The sequence below is a fragment of the Amycolatopsis bartoniae genome (assembly GCF_014191255.1).
In the GTDB taxonomy this organism is placed as follows: domain Bacteria; phylum Actinomycetota; class Actinomycetes; order Mycobacteriales; family Pseudonocardiaceae; genus Amycolatopsis_E; species Amycolatopsis_E bartoniae.
Genome location: NZ_JACHWH010000001.1, coordinates 1,510,108 through 1,531,653, shown reverse-complemented (window position 1 = coordinate 1,531,653; position 21,546 = coordinate 1,510,108). Strand labels below are relative to the sequence as shown.

26 protein-coding genes are annotated in these 21,546 nt (G+C 71.0%); 11 read left to right on the top strand and 15 right to left on the bottom strand.

Features of this window, described 5'->3' with window-relative positions; genetic code table 11:
- Positions 1-35: 35 nt before the first annotated feature.
- Both FHX82_RS07460 and FHX82_RS07455 read left to right on the top strand, forming a co-directional pair.
- Positions 36-1,037, top strand: coding sequence for a glutathione S-transferase family protein (locus FHX82_RS07460; protein WP_145937693.1), 1,002 nt, complete (start codon positions 36-38; stop codon positions 1,035-1,037).
- Between the two features lie 56 nt (positions 1,038-1,093).
- Positions 1,094-2,728: a thiamine pyrophosphate-binding protein gene (locus FHX82_RS07455; protein ID WP_145937692.1), complete on the top strand. Its 1,635-nt coding sequence runs from the start codon at positions 1,094-1,096 to the stop codon at positions 2,726-2,728.
- A 1-nt stretch (position 2,729) separates the two neighbouring features.
- Here the strand turns inward: FHX82_RS07455 and FHX82_RS07450 are convergent, their stop codons facing one another.
- Positions 2,730-3,149, bottom strand: a complete 420-nt coding sequence (locus FHX82_RS07450; RefSeq protein WP_145937691.1) for a VOC family protein — start codon at positions 3,147-3,149, stop codon at positions 2,730-2,732.
- A gap of 124 nt (positions 3,150-3,273) precedes the next feature.
- Between FHX82_RS07450 and FHX82_RS07445 the strand changes: the two genes are divergently transcribed.
- Positions 3,274-3,468, top strand: coding sequence for a DUF2795 domain-containing protein (locus FHX82_RS07445; RefSeq protein WP_145937690.1), 195 nt, complete (start codon positions 3,274-3,276; stop codon positions 3,466-3,468).
- Between the two features lie 97 nt (positions 3,469-3,565).
- Here FHX82_RS07445 and FHX82_RS07440 read toward each other — a convergent pair whose 3' ends face one another.
- From FHX82_RS07440 to FHX82_RS07430, 3 genes are read right to left on the bottom strand one after another with little or no spacing between them, the layout of a single operon-like run.
- The gene (locus FHX82_RS07440; protein ID WP_145937689.1) at positions 3,566-4,396 is read right to left on the bottom strand and encodes an alpha/beta fold hydrolase; all 831 of its coding nucleotides are present in this window, start codon (positions 4,394-4,396) and stop codon (positions 3,566-3,568) included.
- Between the two features lie 55 nt (positions 4,397-4,451).
- Positions 4,452-5,678, bottom strand: coding sequence for a styrene monooxygenase subunit StyA (gene styA / locus FHX82_RS07435; RefSeq protein ID WP_145937688.1), 1,227 nt, complete (start codon positions 5,676-5,678; stop codon positions 4,452-4,454).
- A gap of 13 nt (positions 5,679-5,691) precedes the next feature.
- A complete protein-coding gene (locus FHX82_RS07430; protein WP_145937687.1) occupies positions 5,692-6,204 on the bottom strand; it encodes a flavin reductase family protein in 513 nt (170 codons plus the stop codon).
- Between the two features lie 120 nt (positions 6,205-6,324).
- Here FHX82_RS07430 and FHX82_RS07425 point away from each other — a divergent pair, with 120 nt between their 5' ends.
- Positions 6,325-7,020, top strand: coding sequence for an IclR family transcriptional regulator (locus tag FHX82_RS07425; RefSeq protein WP_145937686.1), 696 nt, complete (start codon positions 6,325-6,327; stop codon positions 7,018-7,020).
- Here FHX82_RS07425 and FHX82_RS07420 read toward each other — a convergent pair.
- On the bottom strand, positions 6,990-7,871 hold the full coding sequence (locus FHX82_RS07420; RefSeq protein ID WP_145937685.1) for a PaaX family transcriptional regulator: 882 nt from the start codon (positions 7,869-7,871) through the stop codon (positions 6,990-6,992). The genes FHX82_RS07425 and FHX82_RS07420 overlap by 31 nt on opposite strands.
- Before the next feature lie 80 nt (positions 7,872-7,951).
- Positions 7,952-8,278, bottom strand: a complete 327-nt coding sequence (locus FHX82_RS07415; RefSeq protein ID WP_145937684.1) for a hypothetical protein — start codon at positions 8,276-8,278, stop codon at positions 7,952-7,954.
- Positions 8,279-8,359: 81 nt separating this feature from the next.
- On the opposite strand from FHX82_RS07415, the gene FHX82_RS07410 reads away from it, so the two are divergent.
- A complete protein-coding gene (locus tag FHX82_RS07410; RefSeq protein WP_145937683.1) occupies positions 8,360-9,202 on the top strand; it encodes a DUF2127 domain-containing protein in 843 nt (280 codons plus the stop codon).
- Here the strand turns inward: FHX82_RS07410 and FHX82_RS07405 are convergent.
- The 3 genes from FHX82_RS07405 to FHX82_RS07395 all read right to left on the bottom strand — a co-directional run bounded on the left by FHX82_RS07405 (position 9,199) and on the right by FHX82_RS07395 (position 11,812).
- Positions 9,199-10,302: a DUF1015 family protein gene (locus FHX82_RS07405; RefSeq protein WP_145937682.1), complete on the bottom strand. Its 1,104-nt coding sequence runs from the start codon at positions 10,300-10,302 to the stop codon at positions 9,199-9,201. The two genes, FHX82_RS07410 and FHX82_RS07405, sit on opposite strands and share 4 nt — an antisense overlap.
- On the bottom strand, positions 10,299-11,009 hold the full coding sequence (gene pepE / locus FHX82_RS07400; protein WP_145937681.1) for a dipeptidase PepE: 711 nt from the start codon (positions 11,007-11,009) through the stop codon (positions 10,299-10,301). Before pepE ends, FHX82_RS07405 begins: the two co-directional genes overlap by 4 nt.
- 518 nt (positions 11,010-11,527) lie before the next feature.
- A complete protein-coding gene (locus FHX82_RS07395; protein ID WP_145937680.1) occupies positions 11,528-11,812 on the bottom strand; it encodes a helix-turn-helix domain-containing protein in 285 nt (94 codons plus the stop codon).
- 66 nt (positions 11,813-11,878) lie between these two features.
- Here FHX82_RS07395 and FHX82_RS07390 point away from each other — a divergent pair, with 66 nt between their 5' ends.
- Positions 11,879-12,148 (top strand): GntR family transcriptional regulator, encoded by a 270-nt coding sequence (locus FHX82_RS07390; RefSeq protein ID WP_145937679.1) that lies wholly within the window; start codon positions 11,879-11,881, stop codon positions 12,146-12,148.
- Positions 12,149-12,495: 347 nt separating this feature from the next.
- On the opposite strand, the gene FHX82_RS07385 is transcribed toward FHX82_RS07390, so the two are convergent.
- From FHX82_RS07385 to FHX82_RS07370, 4 genes are all read right to left on the bottom strand, one after another.
- Positions 12,496-13,806, bottom strand: coding sequence for a DUF2079 domain-containing protein (locus FHX82_RS07385; RefSeq protein WP_145937678.1), 1,311 nt, complete (start codon positions 13,804-13,806; stop codon positions 12,496-12,498).
- 61 nt (positions 13,807-13,867) lie between these two features.
- Complete coding sequence (locus FHX82_RS07380) at positions 13,868-15,208, bottom strand: sensor histidine kinase (protein WP_145937677.1); 1,341 nt, start codon at positions 15,206-15,208, stop codon at positions 13,868-13,870.
- A complete protein-coding gene (locus tag FHX82_RS07375; RefSeq protein ID WP_145937676.1) occupies positions 15,201-15,857 on the bottom strand; it encodes a response regulator transcription factor in 657 nt (218 codons plus the stop codon). The genes FHX82_RS07380 and FHX82_RS07375 overlap by 8 nt, the downstream gene beginning before the upstream one ends.
- The gene (locus tag FHX82_RS07370) at positions 15,857-16,897 is read right to left on the bottom strand and encodes a J domain-containing protein (RefSeq protein ID WP_145937675.1); all 1,041 of its coding nucleotides are present in this window, start codon (positions 16,895-16,897) and stop codon (positions 15,857-15,859) included. The genes FHX82_RS07375 and FHX82_RS07370 overlap by 1 nt, the downstream gene beginning before the upstream one ends.
- A gap of 44 nt (positions 16,898-16,941) precedes the next feature.
- Between FHX82_RS07370 and FHX82_RS07365 the strand changes: the two genes are divergently transcribed.
- On the top strand, positions 16,942-17,544 hold the full coding sequence (locus tag FHX82_RS07365) for a hypothetical protein (protein WP_145937674.1): 603 nt from the start codon (positions 16,942-16,944) through the stop codon (positions 17,542-17,544).
- Here FHX82_RS07365 and FHX82_RS07360 read toward each other — a convergent pair.
- Positions 17,528-17,920 (bottom strand): DUF2237 family protein, encoded by a 393-nt coding sequence (locus FHX82_RS07360; protein ID WP_145937673.1) that lies wholly within the window; start codon positions 17,918-17,920, stop codon positions 17,528-17,530. The two genes, FHX82_RS07365 and FHX82_RS07360, sit on opposite strands and share 17 nt — an antisense overlap.
- Before the next feature lie 104 nt (positions 17,921-18,024).
- Here FHX82_RS07360 and FHX82_RS07355 point away from each other — a divergent pair, with 104 nt between their 5' ends.
- From FHX82_RS07355 to FHX82_RS07340, 4 genes are read left to right on the top strand one after another with little or no spacing between them, the layout of a single operon-like run.
- The gene (locus tag FHX82_RS07355; protein WP_145937672.1) at positions 18,025-18,564 is read left to right on the top strand and encodes a UGSC family (seleno)protein; all 540 of its coding nucleotides are present in this window, start codon (positions 18,025-18,027) and stop codon (positions 18,562-18,564) included.
- Entirely contained in the window at positions 18,561-19,598 is a 1,038-nt protein-coding gene (locus FHX82_RS07350) for a hypothetical protein (RefSeq protein ID WP_145937671.1), read from the top strand. The genes FHX82_RS07355 and FHX82_RS07350 overlap by 4 nt, the downstream gene beginning before the upstream one ends.
- On the top strand, positions 19,595-19,819 hold the full coding sequence (locus tag FHX82_RS07345; protein WP_145937670.1) for an ADP-ribosylation factor GTPase-activating family protein: 225 nt from the start codon (positions 19,595-19,597) through the stop codon (positions 19,817-19,819). Before FHX82_RS07350 ends, FHX82_RS07345 begins: the two co-directional genes overlap by 4 nt.
- A gap of 40 nt (positions 19,820-19,859) precedes the next feature.
- On the top strand, positions 19,860-20,834 hold the full coding sequence (locus FHX82_RS07340) for an amidohydrolase family protein (RefSeq protein WP_145937669.1): 975 nt from the start codon (positions 19,860-19,862) through the stop codon (positions 20,832-20,834).
- Between the two features lie 67 nt (positions 20,835-20,901).
- Here FHX82_RS07340 and FHX82_RS07335 read toward each other — a convergent pair whose 3' ends face one another.
- Positions 20,902-21,546, bottom strand: coding sequence for a TetR/AcrR family transcriptional regulator (locus FHX82_RS07335; protein ID WP_145937668.1), 645 nt, complete (start codon positions 21,544-21,546; stop codon positions 20,902-20,904).

Genomic DNA, 21,546 nt, shown 5'->3' with positions numbered 1-21,546 from the left:
ATGCTAGGCGCGAAAAGTCGCTCTAGTGTGTCAGGATGACCATTCCGACCGACCCGGAAACCGGGAAGTTCGTCAGGGCGCCCAACCACTTCGCCGCGCGCATCACGGCCGACGGCCGCGACGGCTGGCCCGTGGAGCCCGGCCGCTACCGGCTCGTGGTCAGCCGCGCCTGCCCGTGGGCGAGCCGGAGCCTGGTCGTGCGGCGCCTGCTCGGGCTGGAGGAAGCGATTTCCGTCGCGGTCGCCGACCCGATCCAGGACGAGCGCAGCTGGCGGTTCACGCTCGACCCGGACGGGCGGGATCCCGTGCTGGGCATACGTTTTCTGGCCGAGGCGTACCAGGCGGCCGAACCCGGTTACGACGGTGGGGTGAGCGTTCCCGCGATCGTCGACGTGCCCAGCGGGAAGCTCGTCACCAACGACTACCCGCAGATCACGCTCGACCTGTCGACGGAATGGACGGCGTACCACCGCGAAGGCGCGCCCGACCTGTATCCGGAGAAATTACGGGGCGAGATCGACGAAATCAACCAAGCGGTGTACCGGGACGTGAACGCGGCGGTGTACGAGGCGGGTTTCGCGTCGCAGCAGTCGGCTTATGACGAAGCGTATTCACGGCTCTTCGCCCGGTTGGACCAATTGTCCGACCGGCTTTCGCGACAGCGCTTTCTCGTCGGCGACACGATCACCGAAGCGGACATCCGGTTGTTCACTACGCTCGTCCGGTTCGACGCGGTCTACCACGGCCACTTCAAGTGCAACCGGCAGAAGCTGACCGAGCTGCCCGTGCTGTGGGCATACGCGCGAGACCTGTTCCAGACCCCGGGTTTCGGCGACACGGTGGACTTCGACCACATCAAGCGGCACTACTACCAGGTGCACGAGCAGGTCAACCCGACGCGGATCGTGCCGAAAGGTCCGGACCTGCGCGGCTGGGCCACCCCGCACGGGCGGGAGGAGCTGGGCGGCCGCCCCTTCGGCGACGGCACGCCGCCCGGTCCGCCACCCGCCGCCGAGGCCCTGCCACCGCAGTGGTGACCAGGGGAGAGGCACACCGACAGTGCGTCCCCGCCGTGGGGGCTTAACCTGGACGAGTGAACAAGACCGGCGCGGAACACCTGGTGGATGTGCTGGCCGAACTGGGGACCGAGGTCGCCTTCGGCCTGCCCGGGGTGCACAACCTGCCGATCTGGGAGGCGATCGCGGGCAGCGGCATCCGGCTGGTCGGTGCCCGGCACGAGCAGACCGCCGGCTACGCGGCCGACGGGTACGCGCGGGCGACCGGCAAGCTGGGTGTCGCCCTCGTGACCACCGGCCCCGGCGCGGCGAACACGCTGGCGGCGGTCGGCGAGGCGATGGCGTCCGCGTCGCCGGTGCTGGTGATCGCCACCGACATCCCGTCGACGTTGCGGCGGCCGGACACCGTGCGCGGCGTGCTGCACGAGACGAGCGACCAGGCGGCGATGTTCGCGCCGGTCACGAAGGCCACGATCACCGCTGCCTCGCCGCGGGACATCGCCCCGGCGGTGGCGCGGGCGGCGCGCATCGCCCGCGAGCCGCAGAGCGGGCCGGTGTACGTGGGCATCCCGACGGACTTCCTGCGCGCCGAGACCGAGCGCGGCCCGGACACCGAGGTCACCGAGCGGTTCGCGGCGGTGAACCTGGACGATCTCGATCTCGCGCTGGCGCTGCTCTCGGGTGCCGAACGGCCGCTGATCTGGGCCGGCGGTGGCGCGTTGCGCGCGGAGGCCGGACCGGTCGTGGGCGAGCTGGCGGAGAAGCTGACCGCCCCGGTGATCACCACGTTCGCCGCGCGTGGTCTGCTGCCGCCCGGCCACCCGTGTCTCGCGCCGACGCCGGTGCACGCGCCCGAGGTCGGCGCGTTGTGGGACGAAGCGGACGTGGTGCTCGGCGTCGGCACCGACTTCGACGGGCTGATGACGCAGAACTGGCGGATGCCGCGGCCGCCGAAGCTGATCGCGGTGAACGTGGACCCCAAGGACGCGGCGAAGAACTACCAGCCGGACGTCACGCTGGTCGGCGACGCGCGGGACATCGTGGCGCGGCTGGTGTCCGGGTTGGTGGCGCGGCCGGGGCTGCCGGACCTGACCGGGCGGCTGCGGGCGGTCGAGGAGCGGGTGCGCCGCCGGGTGCGGGCGGAGGAGCCGCAGGCCGCGGACTTCCTGGGCACGCTGGAGGAGACCCTGCCCGCGGGCGCCGTGGTGGTGGCCGACATGTGCGTGGCGGGTTACTGGGCAGGTGGCTACCACCGGGTGAGCGGCCCGCGTCGGTTCGCCTACCCGATGGGGTGGGGCACGCTCGGTTTCGGCTTCCCGGCGTCACTGGGCGCGGCGGCCGCGGGATCCTCCCGGGTGGTGTGTGTCAGCGGGGACGGCGGGTTCCTGTACGGCTGCGGTGACCTGGCGACCCTGGCGCAGGAGTCGCTCCCGGTGACGGTGATCATCGTGGACGACGGCGGGTACGGGATGCTGCGGTTCGACCAGACGCGCGCGGGCGTGCCGCACCGCGGGGTGGACCTGCACACCCCGAACTTCGTCGGCCTGGCCCGCTCGTTCGGCGTGGACGCCGACGAGGTGAAGGGCTTCGGCCGCGCCTTCCGGCGGCTGCTGAGCGAGTTCGTGCGCGCCGACGAGCCGAACGTCCTCGTGGTGCGGGCCGCGTTGAAGCCGCCGGTGAACACCTCGCCGCGGTGGTACCGGACGGGCTGATTCACACCAGGCAGAGCTCGTTGCCTTCGGGGTCGGTCATCGTGATCCACGTGTACGGGCCCTGGCGCCCGCGGTACACCTCCTTCGCGCCCATGCTCGTCAGGCGCGCCGCCTCGGCGTCCCTGTGCTCGCCCACGTGCACGTCGAGGTGGACGCGGTTCTTGACCGTTTTCGGCTCCGGAACCTGCTGGAAGAGCACGCGGCGGCCGGACTCCGGGTGCCGGATCGCCGCCCCGATGCGCCAGACCAGCACGCCCCGGTGGGTCTTCGTGTCCTCCTCCTTCGCGTGGCCCTCGGCGACCATCCGCCTGATGAACGCCTCGTCACTCGGCTCGACGTGCCAGCCCAGCGCCTCGGCCCACCAGTCGGCCAGGGCGTGCGGGTCGGCGGAATCAACGGTCACCTGGAAGTCGTATGCCATGCCGCGACCGTAGCGGCGCCCACCGACAGTTTTCGGTGGTCGGTCGCGGGGTGCCCGAATCGGGCATGAATGACGGGCGCGAGGGTGGGTAGCCGGGGGCCGGAGCAAGGAAGGGAGAAGCATCATGGCGGACACTCCGAACCCGATTCAGATGCAGAAGTTCCTGTCCGGCGTGGACTACCCGGCCAGCCGCGACGCGCTGGTGGAGCACGCCAAGTCGCAGGGCGCGGACGACGCAGTGCTGGAGCACCTCAAGTCGATGCCGGACCGCGAGTACGACGGCCCGAACGCCGTGAGCCAGGAGTTCTCACGCAACTGACGGCGGCCGGCTTTTCGCCCGGCCGGGCGAAAAGCCGGTTTGTCGGATCCCCAGCGGGGGTGGTGTCCCGGGCTTCAGGACGCTCGTCCTGACCGCCTCACCTGCCCTGCAGGTGTTCCAGGATCACCCCGGTCAGCACCTCCGGCACCTCCTCCGGCACCCAGTGGCTGACGTCCTCCAGCATCTGGAACGAGTACGGCCCCGTGACCCACTGCTCGGTGCCGAAGGCGGCCGTGGAGCCGAAGGCCACGTCCTCGGTGCTCCACACGTACAGCGTCGGCACCTCGACCTTGCCGATCGACCCCGCGGGCCTGCCCGCCCGGTACCAGTTCAGCGCCGCCGTCAGCGCCCCCGGCTCGGACAGCCGCCGCAGGTACTCGTCCACCCGGCTCTGGCCCACCCGCCACTCGAACATCCGCCGCAGCGCCTCGCCGCCGTTGGCGAGCATCTGCCGCTCCGTGCTGCTGCTGCGCCAGTCCCGCATGTACTGCGACCGCAGCTGCTGGTCCTCGTCCGTGCGCAGCGCCTCGGCCAGGGCGCCGGGGTGCGGCGTGGTCACCGACGTCAGCGTCCGCAACCGCTGCGGGTGCTCCGCCGCCGTCCACCACGCGACGGCCCCGCCCCAGTCGTGGCCCACCAGGTCGAACCGCGACCAGCCCAGCTCGTCCGCGATCGCCAGCACGTCGCCCACCAGCTCGCTCACCCCGTACTCCGCCACCGTCGACGGCCGTACCCCAGGCGAGTAGCCGCGCTGGTCCGGCGCCACCGCGCGGAAACCCCGGCGCCCCAGCACGTTGACCTGGTACTCCCAGGCGACGGCCGCCTCGGGGAACCCGTGCAGGAACAGGACGGGCCGCCCGTCGGCGGGCCCCGCCGCGATCGCGTCGAAGGAGCCGGCGGGGGTGGGGATGCTCAGGTGCTCGGTCACGCCCGGAACCCTAGCCGCACCCACCGACAGTTCCCGTCAGGAGTCCACAGTGGATTCAGGCGACGCCGTGCCGGACGAGGTGCCGCTCCACCCGTTCCGGTGTCGCCAGCACGTCCCACTGCCGGTCGGGCCAGCTGAAGTTCTCGGTGAACTCGTCGGCCACGGCCTGGTTCTGCGCCATCGCCACGAGCAGCCGCAGCAGGTGCGGCGGCGGGGGCGTGCGGATCATCAGGTTGGTCCAGTCTGCCGTGGCGTGCACCCGGTTGCGCCGCCGGTCCGCGACCTTCTGGCAGAACCGCTCGTCGAAGTTCGGGTCCTCCAGTATCGCCTGCCCCAGCTCCCCCGCCGAGTACGACGCGCAGTTCGCACCCTGCCCGACCACCGGGTCCACCACCACGTGCGCGTCGCCGAGCGCCACCACGTACCGGCCGTTCGGCAGCCGCGCGTAGTCCTCACGCACCGACGGCAGCACGCCGCCCTGCAGCAGGTCGAGCGGGCTGGTCAGGCGGAACTTCGCGGGGTCGATGCGCTCGAACGTCGACGGGTGGTGCTCCCGCGTCTTCTCCAGGATCGTCTTCTCGAAGCCCGCCGGATCGTCGTCGTACCCGATCTCCGCGAGCATCTCCAGGTCCCCGCCCGGCACGTTCTCGAACAGCAGCGCCGTGACGTGCCCGGCCGCGGAGTACATCGGGATCTCCAGCATCTCGCCCTGCCCCGGCGCGACGCTCATCGTGACACCACGCGGCTCCGAAGGCGCGACGCCCTCGTACAGGCCGACGCACAGCTTCCGCTGCGGCGAGTCGTAGGGCGACTTGTCGGCGCGGCGCGGGAACATCGCGCTCATGTTGCCCCGGCCCGACGCGATCACCACCAGCTCGTGCCGTTCCGACAGCAGCACCACGTCCGCCGCCTGCACCGGCCGAACCTCGAACTCGCCGCCGCGGGCGACGAAGTCCTGCAACAGCGTCGGCAGGTAGATGCGGTAGTCGATGGCTCGCGACGGGGCCTGGAAGAACCCGGGGAACCGCAGCGGCTGCGGGCCGCCGAGGTAGTGGTGGTGGCCGAAGTAGAAGTACTCCTCGCCCGCCCAGTGGTCGACGCCGAGCGCGCGCTCCCGCTCGATCGTCGCGTGGTGGTGGGCGACGCTGTTGAGCATGCGGCCGCCGGCAAGCTGCTCGGACGTGCGGTCGCTGTAGATGGTGACCGGCACGTCGTGCTGCCGGAGCAGGAGTCCCAGGTGCAGGCCCGCGATGCCCGCGCCGACGATGCCGATGCCTTCCATGACCGCTCCTTCGTCAGTAGGTGAACAGCTCGTCGCCCGAGTCCGCGTAGAGCGCCCGGTAGGTCCCCGTGAAGAACACCAGCGGGTTGCGGTCGGAGTGCGCCAGGTGGGTGACCTGCCCGAGGAACAGCAGGTGGTCGCCGGCGGGGTGGATCTCCACGACGTCGCAACCGATCCGGCCGAGCGAGCCACGCAGGTAGGCGATGCCGTCGACGCGGTCGAACTCGGGGTCGAGCCCCGCCACCGGACGGCCGGCGAAGTGCTGTGAGTGCAGCTGCTGGTCGTCGGCGAGCACGCTGACGCCGTAGCGGCCGGTGCGCCGCAGCAGCCCGGCCATGCGTGAGCTCTGGGCGAGGGAGACGAGCACCAGCGGCGGCTGGAGGGAGACGGACAGGAAGCCGTTGGCGGTCATGCCGTGCACGTGCTCGCCGTCGATCGTCGTGACGACGGTGACGCCGCTGGTGAACCGGCTCATCGTGCGGCGGAACGACTGGGGATCGATCGGTGGACGGTGTCGCGGCGACATCTCGGCCCTGAAATCCTCCCGGCAGCGGCTCTGGTATCGAGCAATGACGACGCTGTCAGCTCGATATTCGAGCACCATAGCGTGTTAGGGTGATCGGCACAACAGTGAGGGGAGCACGGGGTGGAAACCAAGCCCGGGGTGCGGGCGCAGACGCTCGACCGCGCCCTCGACGTGCTCGAAATCCTGGCCGACGGGCAGGCCCGCTCCAGCCAGGAGCTGGCTGCGGCGACCGGACTGCATCGGTCGATTGTCTACCGGATCCTGCGCACGCTGGAAGATCGGGAACTCGTTCGGCGTACTACGGAAGGCCGGTACACCCTCGGGCTCGGCCTGCTGGTGCTGACGCGCTCGGTGCTCGGCGACACCCAGGCGCAGCTGCACGACGTGCTCGCGGAGCTGGCGAACGCCGTCGGCGCCACCGCTTTCTTCGCCGTGCCCCGGGCCGGGCAGGTCGTCACGCTGGTCACGGCGGAGCCGGACCGGGACCGCATCGGCGTCGCCGCGTACCGGCCGTGGACGCGGGCGCCGCTGGACCGCGGCGCGTGCGGGCTGGCGATCCGGTCGGCGGCGCCGCCGCGACCGGACGAGCGGCCCGAAATCGGCTGGGCGCGGCAGACGGGTTACGTGCGCACGGTGGGCGAGCTGCACGCCGGGCTCACGGAGATCGCCGCGCCGGTCTGGCTCGCCGAAGGCACCGTCGGCTGCGTGGCGGTGGTGTTCGTCGCCGGGGACATCAGTGAGGACAAAGCCGCCGACGCCGTGCGGCGTACCGCCACCCGGCTGACTCAGCCCGCCGGCGAGGTCTGGGAGATCTGAGCGGTCTCCTCGTCGTCCGTCACCAGCGCCCAGTGCCGCTGCGCGGCGGGCCGCCACTCGACGTGCAGGCGGTGGAACAGCTCCGCGGCCTGCACCCCGCTCCAGTTCGGCGGCAGCAGCCGCACCGGCAGTTGCGGGTCGAGGAACGGGAAGCGGCGCCACTCGTGCACGAGCCGCGTCTGCGCGTGCAGGACCTCGCCGCCGCCGTCGGGGTGCAGTCCGGTGAACTCGTCGATGAAGTCCTCGTACCGCTCCCCGAGCGCGGTCAGGTCCCAGGCGCGCGACACCATCGCGTCCTCGTCGCCGATCCGGCCGTAGGCGGCGACGAACGACATCGCCTCCCGGTCCAGGCCGAGCTCGCGCACGATGCCGTCCGCCTCGTCCTGGCGACTGGGGTCCGCGCTGATCCACACCCCCGGCGTCGGCGAGCCGAAACCGGCCCACGTCAACCGCGTGCGGAGGCTGTGCCGCAGGTCCCTTTTGGTCTCGGGCACCGAAACGAGCAGCATCAGCCACTGCCCGTCCCAGCTGCCGCCGTCGCGGCCGAAGCTGTAGATCCGCTCCGCGCCCTCGGTGAGCAGCCGCCGCCCCGGCGGGGTCAGCGACCAGCGGACCCGCCTGCCGACGCGCTCGGACACGAGCCAGCCCTCGGCCGCCGTGCGCGCGAGCGCCTGGCGGGCCGACTTCTCCTCGACGCCGAACATCGCCAGCACGTCGACCAGCGTCGACGTCCAGACGGGACGGCCGCGCGGGAGGACGAACTCACCGAGCACGGTCATCAGCAGCGAGCGCGCGCTCGTGTGGCTGACCTCGCGCCGCCTGCTCACCGTGGGGCGTGCCGCGTCCCCCATCACCCCGTCACCTCCCGTGGCCGGTCAGTTCGACCACGGTATACCGCGACGGGTCCGGTGGGTGCGGCAGGAGTAGTTCGTCAACGGGCCAAATACGACAGGGTCGCGGCGTCCCGCGACAGGAATTCCACTTCCGGAAATTCCTCACCCCACGGCTCGTGGATAATGCATTCGTCTCGGGCGCACTGGCCGCACAGCGGCCTGTGGTACACGTCGTAGCACCATTCTTCGTTCACTGGTGTCTGGTCGCGCGGTACGAGGCAGGCGAAACACGTTTCGCCGGGTCCGAAATCAATGCGAGTTGCCATGATTACCATCCGGTTCTCTCGGCTCTCTGCAGCATAGGGCGGCCCGTGCGGACCCAGAAGCGTCGTCACCGGAATGTAGCAAACTCCGGATTCGCTCACTGAAACCGAGTAGTTTCTGCAATTTGCAGATCGTATCTTTGCGCTGCACGGGACCCGTGCACGTGCGTTAGCCTGCCGTTCGTGACAGAGCCCGAAGAACAGCTCCTCGCCCCGCCGGGAACGGCGGGCCGGAAGCGCTGGCTGACCTACGAGCTGCTGGGCTGCGCGCGGCACGGGCACCACCTGATCGGGCGAGACACCGCCCGGATCCGGCCCGAGGACGCGATGGTGGTGCGTGAGCGGGACGGCCTGCGCTGGCACCGCTGCCTGCGTTGCGACGGCTGGATCCCGCTGCCGCCGCCCGAGGCGCCGGTGCGCGAGTACCTGCCGGAGCCGCACGAGGTGGACGTTCCGCTGCGGGGCAAGCTGCTGCGCGACCGGTACGTGCTGCGGCTCATCGCGCTCGACCGGTTGCTGCACTTCGTCGTGCTGGCCGCGCTCGCCGTCGCCGTCTTCGCGTTCGCGCACGAGCGGCAGGCGCTCAGCGACCCGTTCTTCCGGGTCATGGACGCGTTGCAGGCCGCGCTCGGTGGTCGTTCCGGCAGCTCGGGCGAAGGCATCCTCGGCGAGGCGGAGAAGCTGTTCAACGCCCGCGCGACGACGTTGTGGCTGGTCGGCGCGGTGTTGGTGGCGTACGCGGTGCTGGAGGGCGTCGAGGCGGTGGGGCTGTGGCTGGCCCGGCGCTGGGCGGAGTACCTGACGTTCGTGGCCACGGCCGTGCTGCTGGTGCCGGAGATCTACGAGCTGACGCACAAGGTCAGCGTGCTCAAGATCCTCACGCTGCTGATCAACCTCGCGGTGGTGGTGTACCTGCTGTTCGCGAAGCGCCTGTTCGGCCTGCGTGGCGGCGGCCGGGCCGAGGAACACGAGCGGACTCTCGACACCGGCTGGTCGGCGCTCGAACGGGTGCTGCCGGGACCCTAGAGCTGCGCGAGCAGCAGGCCGCTGCGGGGTTTCGGCGTGAAGTAGGTGGCCTTGCGCGGCATCCGGCGGCCCTGGTCGTGCACCGCGAGCACGTCCGCCAGCGGCACCGGCGCCAGCTGCAGGAGCGCGTCGACGTCCGGGCCGGGGTCGTGGCCCTCCGGCACCACTCGTACGTGCGGTCCTTCGGGGTCGACGCCGAGCGCGCGGGCGAGCAGCAGGTCCTCGACGGTGCCGTGGTCGATGTGCGGCAGCGGACCATCCGGTTCGGGCAGTTCGACCACCAGGTCGGGTGAAACGGTCACTGTGCCCGGCAGTCGTGGTGGCTCGGCGTCCGGTACCTCGTGGACGGTGAGCCCGATCCGGCGCCACGCGTCGGCGAGGTCCGCGTGGCTGAGCCCGGTGCCGGTGAGCGCGCGGTGAATGGCGCCCACGTGCAGGTCCGGGCCAGCGGTGACCAGGGCGAAGAGGCCGGTGTGCGCGGCCGCCGCGGCGGCGACGCGGTGGTTGCCGTCGGCGACCAGCAGCGGTCCGCTTTGCGCGATGGCGAGGAGTTCGTCCTGCACGGGGCCCGGGCCGATGAGCCACAGCCGGTGCGCGTCCTTCGTGGTCACCGCGGGTTCCCGGCCGACGGTCGCCCGCCGTGCGGCCGCGGTCAGCCGCTCGCCGTCGGAGAGGGGCACGAGCATCGCCGCACTGGTGGCAAGCCCCAAACCGGAAAGTGCGATTGTCCGATCGTCGACAATCCGCTGGTAGACCTGTTCGCTGTGTCGAACGTTGACAATGCTCGGATCGACAAGGCAGAGAACGCCGATCGTGCGGCCGGCGACCTCGTAGACGGCGACGACGTCGTGCACTTCGCGGTAGGCGCTCGTGAGGAGGCCGTCCAGAACGCGGCGGGCGCGGGGCAGGGCCTCGGCGAGCGAGAGGCCGCGGCCTTCCGGCGTCCGGTGCGGGTGTTGGACCGCCAGTAAAGTTGCGGACTGCGCGCCGGCGAGGGCGCGGGTGATCTCCGCCGGGTCGGCGAACTCGTCGACGTCCGGGCCGGGCACCTCGCCGGTCACGACCCAGCCGGTCCTGATCGCGTGGGCCCAGGCGTTCACCGGTAGCGGCCCGCGATTTCGAGGAGTGGACTCAGATCGGCACCGGATTCGATCTCTTCGGGTGCGGCGCCCCGGCGGAACAACCGTGCTCCCACCGGTTCCCCGCCGAGCGTCAACGACGAATCCACGCGCGTCAGCCAGGTGCCTTCGCGCATTGCGAGCACTGGCACGTCGTTCTCCTCCAGGAACTGCTCGATCCGTTCCTCGCGGGTTTCTCCCATGTGGCCGGGAATCGGGTCGAGGTAGTGCGGATTGATCTGGAACGGCACGAGCCCGGCTGCCTCGAACGAGGGCGGCTGCACGATGGGCATGTCATTGGTGGTACGGATCGAGGGGCACGCGACGTTGGTGCCCGCGCTGGATCCGATGTAGACGGTGCCACGCCCGGCGCGGTGGCGGATCGGGGCGAGCAGCTCGCGCGCGTAGAGCTCCCGCAGCAGCCGGAAGGTGTTGCCCCCACCGACGAACACGGCCTGCGCGGCGTCCAGCGACTCGATCGGGTCACCCTCGTGCGCACCGGTGACGTGCACGCCGTACGAGTCGAGCGCCTGGGCCACCTGCGCGGTGTAGCCGTCGTGATCGGCGAGCGCGAACGGGACGAACACGAGCCGCCGCACCCCGTCCAGGGCGGCGGCAAGGGCTTCCCCGGCGTGCTCGAGGTACCGCCTGCCGGGGGCGGTCGAGTTGGACAGCAACAGCAGGCGCATACGGCATGCCTATCACGCGCGGCACTCACGACGTTCCGGCGCCCGCGGAGCCGGCCGCCGACTGGGCGGCGCCGCTGCCCACGGATACCGTCGCCGAGCTGAGCGGCGGCCACCGGCTGTGGACCGGCTATCGCCGACGCGAGCCGCGCTCCGCCGCCGTTAGCGACCGCGGAGCGAGGTTCCGCCGTCTGCGGAACCGCTGGACGATCACCGGCCCGGGCGCCCGCCTACGCCCGCAGCCACCGTCGCCGAGCCAAGCGGCGGCCACCGGCTGTGGAGCGGCCCGGCATCGCCGACCCGAGCCGCGCTCCGCCGCTCGCGGAGCCGCCCGGCGACCCGAGCGGCACCACCCTCGTGAAACCTGCCCGCCCGGCGCGGCCCGCGCCCACCCACTCTGCGGTGGGCCGACGGATGGCTGGGGCATCGCTCACGTCATCGACCGCCCAGCCGGTGCGCAGACGGCGAGGGGCACCGCTCGGATCGGCCGCCGAGCAGGCCTGCGCGAGGCGCCACCCAGGTCAGCGGTCGTCCAGCAGGTCCGCCGGGTGGATGCCCAGCGCGTCGGCCATGCGGAAGAGGCTGTCGAGTGTGATGTTGCGCGGCGGGCGGCTGCGCGGGTCCTCCTTGCTCTTCGGCTGGTCCAGCCGTGAGCGCTCCAGTTCGGCCACGACCGACCGCGACACGCGGGCCCGGTCGGCGAGGTCCTCCTGGCTGAGGTCGAGGTCGCGGCGCGCTCTGCGGATCCGGCCGGCGAGCGCGCGCAGCCGGTCGTCGAACGCCTCGTCCGCTTCCTTTTCGGTCATCGGGGAAGAAGCTTAGCCGTGGCGTTTCGCAGGACATCTTGTTCTTCTCATGATACTTTTTGTCGCATGAACATCGAGCGGGAGACCCCGGGTTACCTGTACGAAGCCATGGCCGAGCAGCTCGCGGCGCGCATCCGCTCCGGCGAGCTCGCCCCGAACACGCCGCTGCCGGGCGAGAACCAGCTGGCGCGCGAGTACGGCGTCTCGCTCGGCACAGCCCGGCACGCGACGCGGGTGCTGCGCGAGCGCGGCCTGGTGGTGACGATCAAGTCGAAGGGCACGTACGTCACGAAGCGGGACCGAGAGCCGCCGCTGTGCCTCTGGAGCGCGGCTTGACCACCGAGGCGACGGAAGGAGGTGCTCACACTTCGATTGACAGTTCGGGCACTGGTGCGGCCGTGGAGTTGATCTCGAACTCGATTGGGGTGAGCCCAGAGCGCCCGTTCCCGGGTGCGCCACCGGGTGTCGAGAACGTTCCATCGCGGCATTGTCACCACGGGCCCCGACCCAACGACCCGGTCAGCCCGTGAGCGCGCCAGCCGACCGGAACTGGGCGCCGCGGTCGGAGTGGATCACGGCGCCGGTCGGGTCGCGCAGCGCCCTGACGGCGACTGAGGCTCGCTTGTGCGAGTCGATGGTGACATGCTTCCCAGCGAGACCGAGGTCCCTGAGCAGACTCGTGCTCACCTTCGGTGGAGGACGAGCACCTTCTCCGTGTCGATCACCGCAACGTAGCGCTCCTGTCGGAGTTCCCGAAGCCGCCGCTCCTGAGCCGCCACCGGGATCGGCCAGGCGATCAGTGGGCGGGTCGTGACTATCCACTCCGGACTGGTCGAGGCGTCCGGCTGTTCGGGGAAGAACAGCACGCGGCAGCGGCTCGTCAGGTGGGGCGCCACCTGACTGCCCGCCGCCACGGTGGCGCCGTCCGGGATGGATGCCAGCGCCGCCGCCAGCGCAGCCCGTTCGGTTGCCGGTGGCGGCGCTCCAGGCAACAACGCACCGCACACGACGACTGAGGTCAGCACGGCGCACACCGTTGCGGGACGGCGCAGGCGTTCGGCAGAACTTCCCAGCGCTGCGAGGAAAACGATGGGCATCAGGACGGCGTTGTAGTGATAGCCCGGGCCCCAGTAGTTGGGATAGCTGGACAGCAGGCGCCACGCCAGCGTCGGCACCAGCAGGATCGACACCCGTGACCGAACACCCGCGAACGCGGTGGGCCCGAACGTCAGCAACAGGGTCATCAGTTTGGGCCCCAGCCCGTCGGTCAGCGCCGGTGTGCCCATCCGCCCGGCGAAGGCGTAGTGCCCGTCGGGGTTCAGCGCGGGCAGCACCAGTCCTGTCAGCACGGCGGTGCAGGCGAGCCCGCAGACACACACCACCCAGCCCAGCCGCCGCTGCCCCTGCCACACCAGGTAGATCCCGAGCGCCGCCAGTGTCAGGGGCAGATCCTCCTTGACCAGTACCAGCGGTGCGGCGAAGACAACCGCGGCTCGCCACTCCCTCCGCAGGAGGCGCTCGACCGAGAACGCCAGCAGGGGGACCGCGAAACAGATCTCGTGGAAGTCGAACGTGACCGCGTTGAGCAGACCGGAGGAGAACGCGTACCCCGTGCCGAAAGCCGCGCCCGGCCCGCCGCCCAGTCGCTCGATCGCGCACCGGGTCACCGGAATCGCCGACACCGCCAGCAGAGCTGCCTGGGAGAGCAGCAACGTGTCCGGCGACGGCCAGAGGCGGTAGAGCGGGGCGAGTACCGCCAGTACCGGGTGGAAGTGGTCGCCCAGCAGGGGGAAGTCCGGGCCCTTCAGGTCCGCGACCGGCCAGTGGCCGTGCGCGTAGGACCGTACGGCCTGCTCGAAGATACCCAGGTCGTACCCGGTGGCGAGCCAGACGTGGTGCAGCAGCAGGGACCAGACCGCGTAGCCGACGAACGCGGCGGCGGCGACGATGACCGGCACGGTCGGTGCGCGCAGGGCGCGTGGAGCGAGAAGCATGGCGGGCAGCCTCGTGCCGCCACACTGAACCGGAGCTGAAGCAACCTGAAGACGTCTTCAGTCAGGCGAGCGGCAGGCGCACGACGAAACGGGCCCCGGGTTCGTTGTCCAGCACGGAAACCGTCCCGCCGTGCGCCGTGATGATCTCCGAGACGATCGCCAGCCCCAGACCGCTGCCGCCGTCCTCCCGGTCCCGGTCCTCGTCGAGCCGGACGAACGGGTCGAAGACGCGCTCGCGCTCGGCCGTGGGCACACCTGGACCGTCGTCGGAGACCTCCAGCACGCACTCGTCCGTGACCGTCAACGAGACGGTGACAGTGGATCGCGCGTGTCGTTCGGCGTTGTCGAGGAGGTTCCGTACCACTCGCGCCAGCTGTCCCCGGTGCCCGCGTACGACGGCAGCCATCAGCCGTGCTGCCACGTCGCGGCCGGCCAGACAGCCGCTCACGACTTCGGCCATCGGTACCCGCTCCTGGCGGTCCGCGCCGCCGCCTTCGAGGCGAGCCAGCGTCAGCAGATCCGCAACCAGTTCCTGTAGCCGGCCCACGTCGGCCACCGCGCCGGTCACCGCCTCCTGCCAGTCGATCCGGTCCGGATAGGCGAGCAGGACCTCGAGCTGGGTGCGCAGCGACGCGAGCGGGGTGCGCAGCTCGTGCGAGGCGTCGGCGGTGAACCGCCTCTGTCGTTCCACCGCCGACCGCAGGCGCGTCAGCGTCTCGTTGGTCGTGGTGGCGAGCGCGGCGAGTTCATCCCTTGTGGCCGGTACCGGCACGCGTCGGGTCAGGTCGTGCGCGCTGATCTCCGCGAGCCCGCTCCGGATCCGTTCCACCGGGCGCAGCGAGCGGCGCACCGCCAGCCAGGCCACGATGCCGATCGCGAGTGCCACCACGGGCACCGCCACCAGCACTTGCGACCGGATCGCCGGCAATTGGTCGTAGGGGTCGATGCGAGCGGCCACGTACACGGCGTAGTCGGACGTTCCGCCGCGCACGACAGCTGTTCGGATCGGTCCGTCGATGTAGCCGTCGAAGCCGCTGTTGCAGCGCTGCCAGCTGATCCGGCTGCCCGTCACCGGCCCGTCGAGGGTGAGGGTCGTCCTGCCCGCCAGAAAGGGCGGTGCGGTGGGGTCCAGCTCCGGGCAGCTGGCGACACGGCCCGTGTGGTCCACGATCTCGAAGAGGGGCACGCCGCTGCCGCGCAGGACCGAGGTCACGTCCGCTGGCGCGGTGCCGTCGTCCAGCAGGCGTGTGATGGACTGTGCCTCGGCCGAGGCCAGCTGCGTCGCGCCCGCCTCGAAGCGCTCCGAAAGCGTTCGCACGAACCAGAGCCCGCCTCCGCCCAGTGCGAGCAGCGCGGCCACGGTCGCCAGTGCGGCGACCCGCGTGCGGGTGGACCTAAGCATCGGCGAGGTAACCGGCGCCGCGGACGGTCCGGATCAGCTCCAGGCCGAGCTTCCGGCGCAGCGCGCTCACGTGGACCTCGACGACGTTCGCCGTCGCGGTCGAAGCGAAGTCCCACAGGTTCTCCAGCAGCTCCGCCTTGCTCACCACCGTGCCGGGGCGGCGCAGCAGGTAGGCCAGCAACGCGAACTCCTTGCTGGTGAGCGGCACTTCCACGCCGTCGCGGGAACAGCGGCGGGCACTGAGATCGAGGTGCACCGGCCCGAGCGTCAGTACGCTCGCTTCGCTCGAACCGCCCCGTCGGATCAGTGCCCGCAGCCTCGACAGCAGTACCGGGTACGAGAACGGTTTCGCCAGGAAGTCGTCCGCGCCGGTGTCCAGTGCCTCGATCTCGTCGTGCTCGCCGTCCTTCGCGGTCAGCATCAGCACCGGCGTGTCGTCGCCCGAAGCGCGCAGCTGGGCGCAAACGCGGTACCCGTTCAGGCCGGGAAGCATGATGTCCAGGATCATCGCCGCGTACCGGTGCTCCGAGACGAACCACAGCGCGTCGCGTCCGTTGTGCACCACGTCGACGGCGTACCCCTCCGCCGTTAGCCCAGCCTTCAGCGCCGCGGCGAGGCGCTTCTCGTCCTCCACTACCAGGATGCGCACTAGCTCACCACTTGCCCGCGCACCAGGCGCAGCACTTCGATGTCCACAATGGACGGCTGTGCGGCCAGCCAGCCGCCGATCTCGGTCACGAACTGTTCCGGCGTCATCGGCGGCGCGGGCAGGTCGAAGTCCTCCTCCGTCGTGATCTCCCCGGCGCGGCTGGGGTACACCACCAGCGCGCCGCGGATCTCCACGCCCGGCAGCAGCTCGCGGTACGCCTCGATCGCCTCGGGCAGGCGGGTCGCGCCGCCGCGGAAGAGGCGGTCGTCGCGCCACAGGGTGCCGTCCTCGTCGGCCGCGTAGTAGCCGGGCAGCCAAGTCTTCGACTCCACCAGCACCAGCCGCCGCCCGGCGAGGACGGCGTGGTCGATGTCGGCGAACACCGAACCTGGCCAGGCGAGGCCGTGGAAGACGCGCACGGACGGCAACCGCGTCAGATAGCGCTCCAGCAGTTCCGCCGTCAGCCGCTCACCCCACTGGTCGGCGTCGCCGCCGGGGCGGCCGAACACCACCGTCCGGCCGAACTCGGCGGCGAACCGCTCCCGCGCCTGCTTCAACAGCAGGTGCCGCCGCACGAGCCAGATCGCGACGGCCGTCGCCAGCAGCAGCCAGATGGTCACCAGCAGCGGCCCGGCCAGCAACGGCAGCACCACGAGCAACAGCCAGCACAGCAGGATCGCGGCGGGCGCGTGCCCCGGGCGCTCCGGCGTCGCCGGGCACGCCGGAGCGACGCGGTGCCACCACGGCAAGGTCTCCGGATCGAGCCGTGGCACGGTCGCGACGAACGACGGGTCCTCGCCGAAGCTGCGTGGCCGCCGCCGTACACGGATGGGCACGGGCGCGGCGCCCCGGTCGTACTCCGCGCGGCGGTGCGGGTCGCTCAGCGTTTCATAGGCGAGGCGGAGCCGGTGGAACTCGTCGGGCGAACCGCCCGCGTCGGGGTGGCTCGCGCGGGCCTTCGCGCGGTACGCCGACTTGATCTCGGCCACGGAGGCGGTCCTGTCCACCCCGAGCAGCTCGTAGTAGCCGGCTTCGTGCACGCGCGTCACAATACAAGGGCCCGTTCGCTGGCTAGAGTTACGCGATGACAGGCACTCCGGCGGGTGATCTCGCCCGAAGACTCGGAATCCGCACTGGACGGGTGGCCGCCCCCGCCGGGATCGCGGGCGTGGTGGTGGCGGCCGTGCTGTTCGTGCTGCCCCCGCACAGCAGCATCGTCGCCCTGGTCATCGGCATCGCCGGAGTGGCCGCGTTCGCCCTCGGCACGACGCGGTTCGCGGGCGGCCCGTGGTGGGCGCTGATCCTCGCGCTGGTGTCCGGGGCGCTCCTGTTCGCCGCACTCACCGTAGGCGGCCGAGGTCTTGCCTTACACACGTTCGGGTTAGCCGAGTCCTGCCAGGTGATCCAGCGTGAGGAGGTGGACACCCGCTCCCGCTACCAGCACTACGGCTTCGTGCACACCCTCAGCTGCCCGCGCGGCGGCACCTTCACCATCCGCACCGACTCCACCGACCGGCAGCGCGCCGGCACCACCGTCGAGGTGCTCGACACGCCCGGTGGCCTGCTCGAACCTGACTTCGCCAGCCGCCACAACCTGGCCTTCGACGTGGTCGCCGTGATCGGGTCGATCGCGTTCACCGGCGCGGCGATCTGGTTCACCCGGTTCCGGGTCAGAGCAGCGAACTAGGGTCGGCGGGCACGTCGGCCGCGTGCTCGCGCAACGCCTCCAGGTCCACGACCTCCAGCGCGCGCTCGTGCGTCGCCGCGAGCACCACGGGCGGGGCGACGCCCGCCTCGTACGCCTCCTGCCAGCGCGCCGCGACGATGCACCAGCGGTCACCCGCCTGCAGGCCGGGGAACTCGTACTCCGGCCGCGGGGTCAGCAGGTCGTTGCCGACCTTGAGCGAGTACTCGAGGAACTCCTTCGTGACGACTGCGCACACCGTGTGGTTGCCGAGGTCGTCGGGGCCGGTGGTGCAGGAGCCCTCGCGGTAGAACCCGGTGACGGGGTCGCTGCCACACGCCTCCAGCTCCCCGCCCAGCACGTTGCGGTCGTTCGCCATACTTTCAGTTTCGCAGCATCCCCGGCCGGGCGCTGCGGCGAGTTGTTGCCGTCAGGCGAAAACGCCCTTGGCGCCCGCCCGGCGAACGGCCCACGATCGGGTGCATGGCCACTCCGATCCTCGATCCGACGGGCGGGCGCCGCGCCGTGTCGGAAGGTGCTGCCGTCCTGACGCCCCGGCGCGCGAGGCTGGCCGGCGCGACCGTCGGCCTGCTGTCGAACACCAAGCAGAACGCGGCGCTGTTCCTCGACGAACTGGGCAGGTTGCTGCGCGAGCGGCACGGGGTCGAGGCGGTGCGGCCGAGCGTCAAGACCGCGTTCGCCCTGCCGCTGCCCGAGGAGCAGCTGACCGAGCTGGCGGAGACGTGCGACGCGGTGATCACCGGGGTCGGCGACTGCGGTTCGTGCAGCGCGTCGGCGGTCGCCGACGGCGTCGCACTGGAACGCCGGGGCGTGCCGGCCGCGGTGATTTGTAGTGACGCGTTCGTCGTCACCGCCGACGCGATGGCCGAACTGCGCAACGCCAAGGGCTACCACTACGCCACGACGGCGCACCCGGTCGCGGTGCTCACCCCGGACGAGGTGCGCAAGCGGGCCGAAGAGGTCCTGCCGGAGGTCGTCGCGATCCTGACGGCGGAGTCATGACCGATCCCGGCGCCGCGCAGGAGGCGATCGAGTACTGCTACGACCAGGACTGGACCGACGGGCTGCCGGTGGTGCCCGCCTCACGCCCGCTGGTCGACCGGTTCCTCGCGCGGACGGAGCGCGCGCCGGAGGACGTCATCGGGACGCTCGCGCAGCTGGGGCGCGAGTGCACCGTGGAGCTGGCGGCGATCAACGCGGCGATGGCGGGCTGCCGGCCGGAGTACTTCCCCGTGGTGCTGGCCGCGTTCGAGGCGATCATGGCCGACCGCGCCGCGGCGGGCGGCGGGTGGCAGAGCACGAGCGGCCCGGCGCCGCTGATCGTCGTCAACGGGCCGGTGCGCGAACGGCTGGGTTTCAACAGCAGTGGCGGGGTGTTCGGCCCGGGCTTCCGGCCTAACGCGACAGTGCCGCGAGCGATCGGGCTCATCGTGCGCAACGTCTTCGGCATTCGGCCGCACGTGCTGGAGCAGGCGACGCAGGGCCTGCCGGGCCGGTGGTCGATCTGCGTGGCCGAGAACGAGGAGGAGAGTCCGTGGGAGCCGTTGTCCGTCGAGTGTGGAGTCGACAATCGGACAAGTGCCGTGTCGGCAACCCTACTTCGCACTTGTGAGTTTGTTGACAATCGGCACACGCAGGATCCGGAACAGGTGCTTGCCGACATCGCGGACACCATGGCGCGCACCGGCGCGGTGATCTTCCGCGAAGCGCCGTGCGGGCTGGTGCTGGGGCCGGAGCACGCGCAGATGCTCGCCAAGGAGGGGTTCACCAAGGCGGACGTGAAGTCCTGGCTCGTCGATCACGTCGGCCGCACGCGCGGGGACCTCCGCCGCGCGGGCAAGAACGGGCTGACCGACAACCGGGTCCGCCACGCCGCCGAGGACGCGGGCGACGACGACGTGTTCGAGCGGTTCCTGTCGGGCCCGGATCAGGTGCCGATCGTGGTGGCGGGCGCGCGCAACGCCGCGATGTCGATGGTGGTGCGGATTTTCGGGGCTTGGCGCGGAAAGCCGGTCCCGGTGGGAGGACGGGCATGATCGACCAGAACGGCCTGGCGGCGATGCGGGACACGCTCGCGGCCGACGGGTACGCGCTCGACGTCACCGAACGCGAAGGCCGGGTGGACGTCCGGATCTCGGTGGCCGACCCGGACGCGTGCGCGGACTGCCTCGCGCCGGAGCCCGTGCTGCGCGGCATTCTGCACAAATCGCTCGGCGTGCCCGAGGACTGCATCGACCTCACCTTGTCGGATCGTTGACAACCGGCTTGTCCGATCCGCAGAGGCCATGATTGTTGACATGCGGACGATCACACTTGAGGAACACTTCGCCACCCGCCCCTTCCTCGAAGGGCCCGGCAGGCACGCCGTCGGGCAGGACGAGCTCACGAACCGCCTGTGCGACCTCGACGAGTTGCGAATCGGCGAGATGGACGCGGCCGGGATCGACGTCCAGGTCCTGTCGCTGACCGCGCCGGGCACCGAACAGCTCGACGCGGCCGACGCGCGGCACTGGGCGCGCACGGTCAACGATCACCTTGCTGACGCCGTGCGCCGCCATCCCGGCCGGCTCGCCGGATTCGCGGCGCTCCCCGTCGCCGACCCGGCGGCAGCGGCGGACGAACTGTCCCGGATGGTCGAGACGCACGGCTTCGTGGGCGCGATGATCAACGGCCACATCAACGGGCGGTACCTCGACGACGAACACTTCTGGCCTGTGCTCGCCCGCGCCGAACGGCTGGGCGTCCCGCTCTACCTGCACCCGACGCCGCCCCCGCGGCCGGTGATCGAGGCGAGCTACACCGGGAACTTCCCGGACGCGGTGTCCGCCGCGCTCGCGGCGCCCGGCTGGGGCTGGCACATCGAGACCGCGACCCACGTGCTCCGGCTGGTGCTGGCGGGCGTGTTCGACCGGTACCCGCGGCTGCAGGTGGTCATCGGGCACATGGGCGAGGGGCTGCCGTTCATGCTGCCGAGGCTGGAGCGGGTGTTCGGCGGTTCCGCGATGTCCCCGAGCACCGGGCTCGACCGGGGCGTCGTGGACTACCTGCGCCAGAACGTGCACTACACGTTCAGCGGCTTCAACTTCGAGCCCAACTTCGCCATGCTGCGGGCCCAGGTCGGCGTCGAGCGGATCATGTTCTCCGCCGACTACCCCTACCAGTCGATGACCGAGGCGCGGCAGTTCCTCGACGACCTCCCGCTCGACGCCGACGACCGCGACCGGATCGCCCACCGCAACGCCGAAGCGCTGTTTGGCCTGCCCGTGGACTGAACTGCGAACGAACATCAAACCCGGCAAACACCCCTGCCGCGGCCGTTGCGGGTGCCCCGAGCGCGAGCTAATGTACCGGACGGTGAGTTACGTACTCGAGCACCACCTCGCCGAGCATCTTCCGGTAGTGCTCGCGGCGCGTGGGGTCGAGCAGGTCGCGGTCGAAGATCGCGTTGAAGGTGTGCCGGTTGGCGGTGCGGAAGATGCAGAAGGAACTGATCAGCATGTGTACGTCGAGCGCGTCCACGTCGTCGCGGAACCGGCCGTCCTTGCGGCCGCGCGCGAGGATCCGCTTCAGCACGTCGAGCGCCGGCGTCGCGAGGCCCGGCAGCACGGTCGACTTCGCCAGGTGCTCGGCGCGGTGCACGTTCTCGATGCTGACCAGCTTCACGAAGTCCGGGTGGGACTCGTGATGGTCGAAGGTCAGCGCGGCCAGCTGCCGCAGCGCCTCGGCCGGGTCGAGGTGCTCGACGTCGAGCTCCTGCTCCTGCGCGCGGATGACGGAGTACGCGCGCTCCAGCGCCGCGACGTAGAGCCCCTCCTTGCTGCCGAAGTAGTAGTAGATCATCCGCTTCGTGGTGCGGGTCTTCGCGGCGATCTCGTTCACCCGCGCACCCGCGAAGCCCTGGTCGGCGAACTCACGGGTCGCCACGTCGAGGATCTCGGCGCGGGTGCGGTCCGCGTCGCGCTGTCGATCAGGGGTCACTGACAT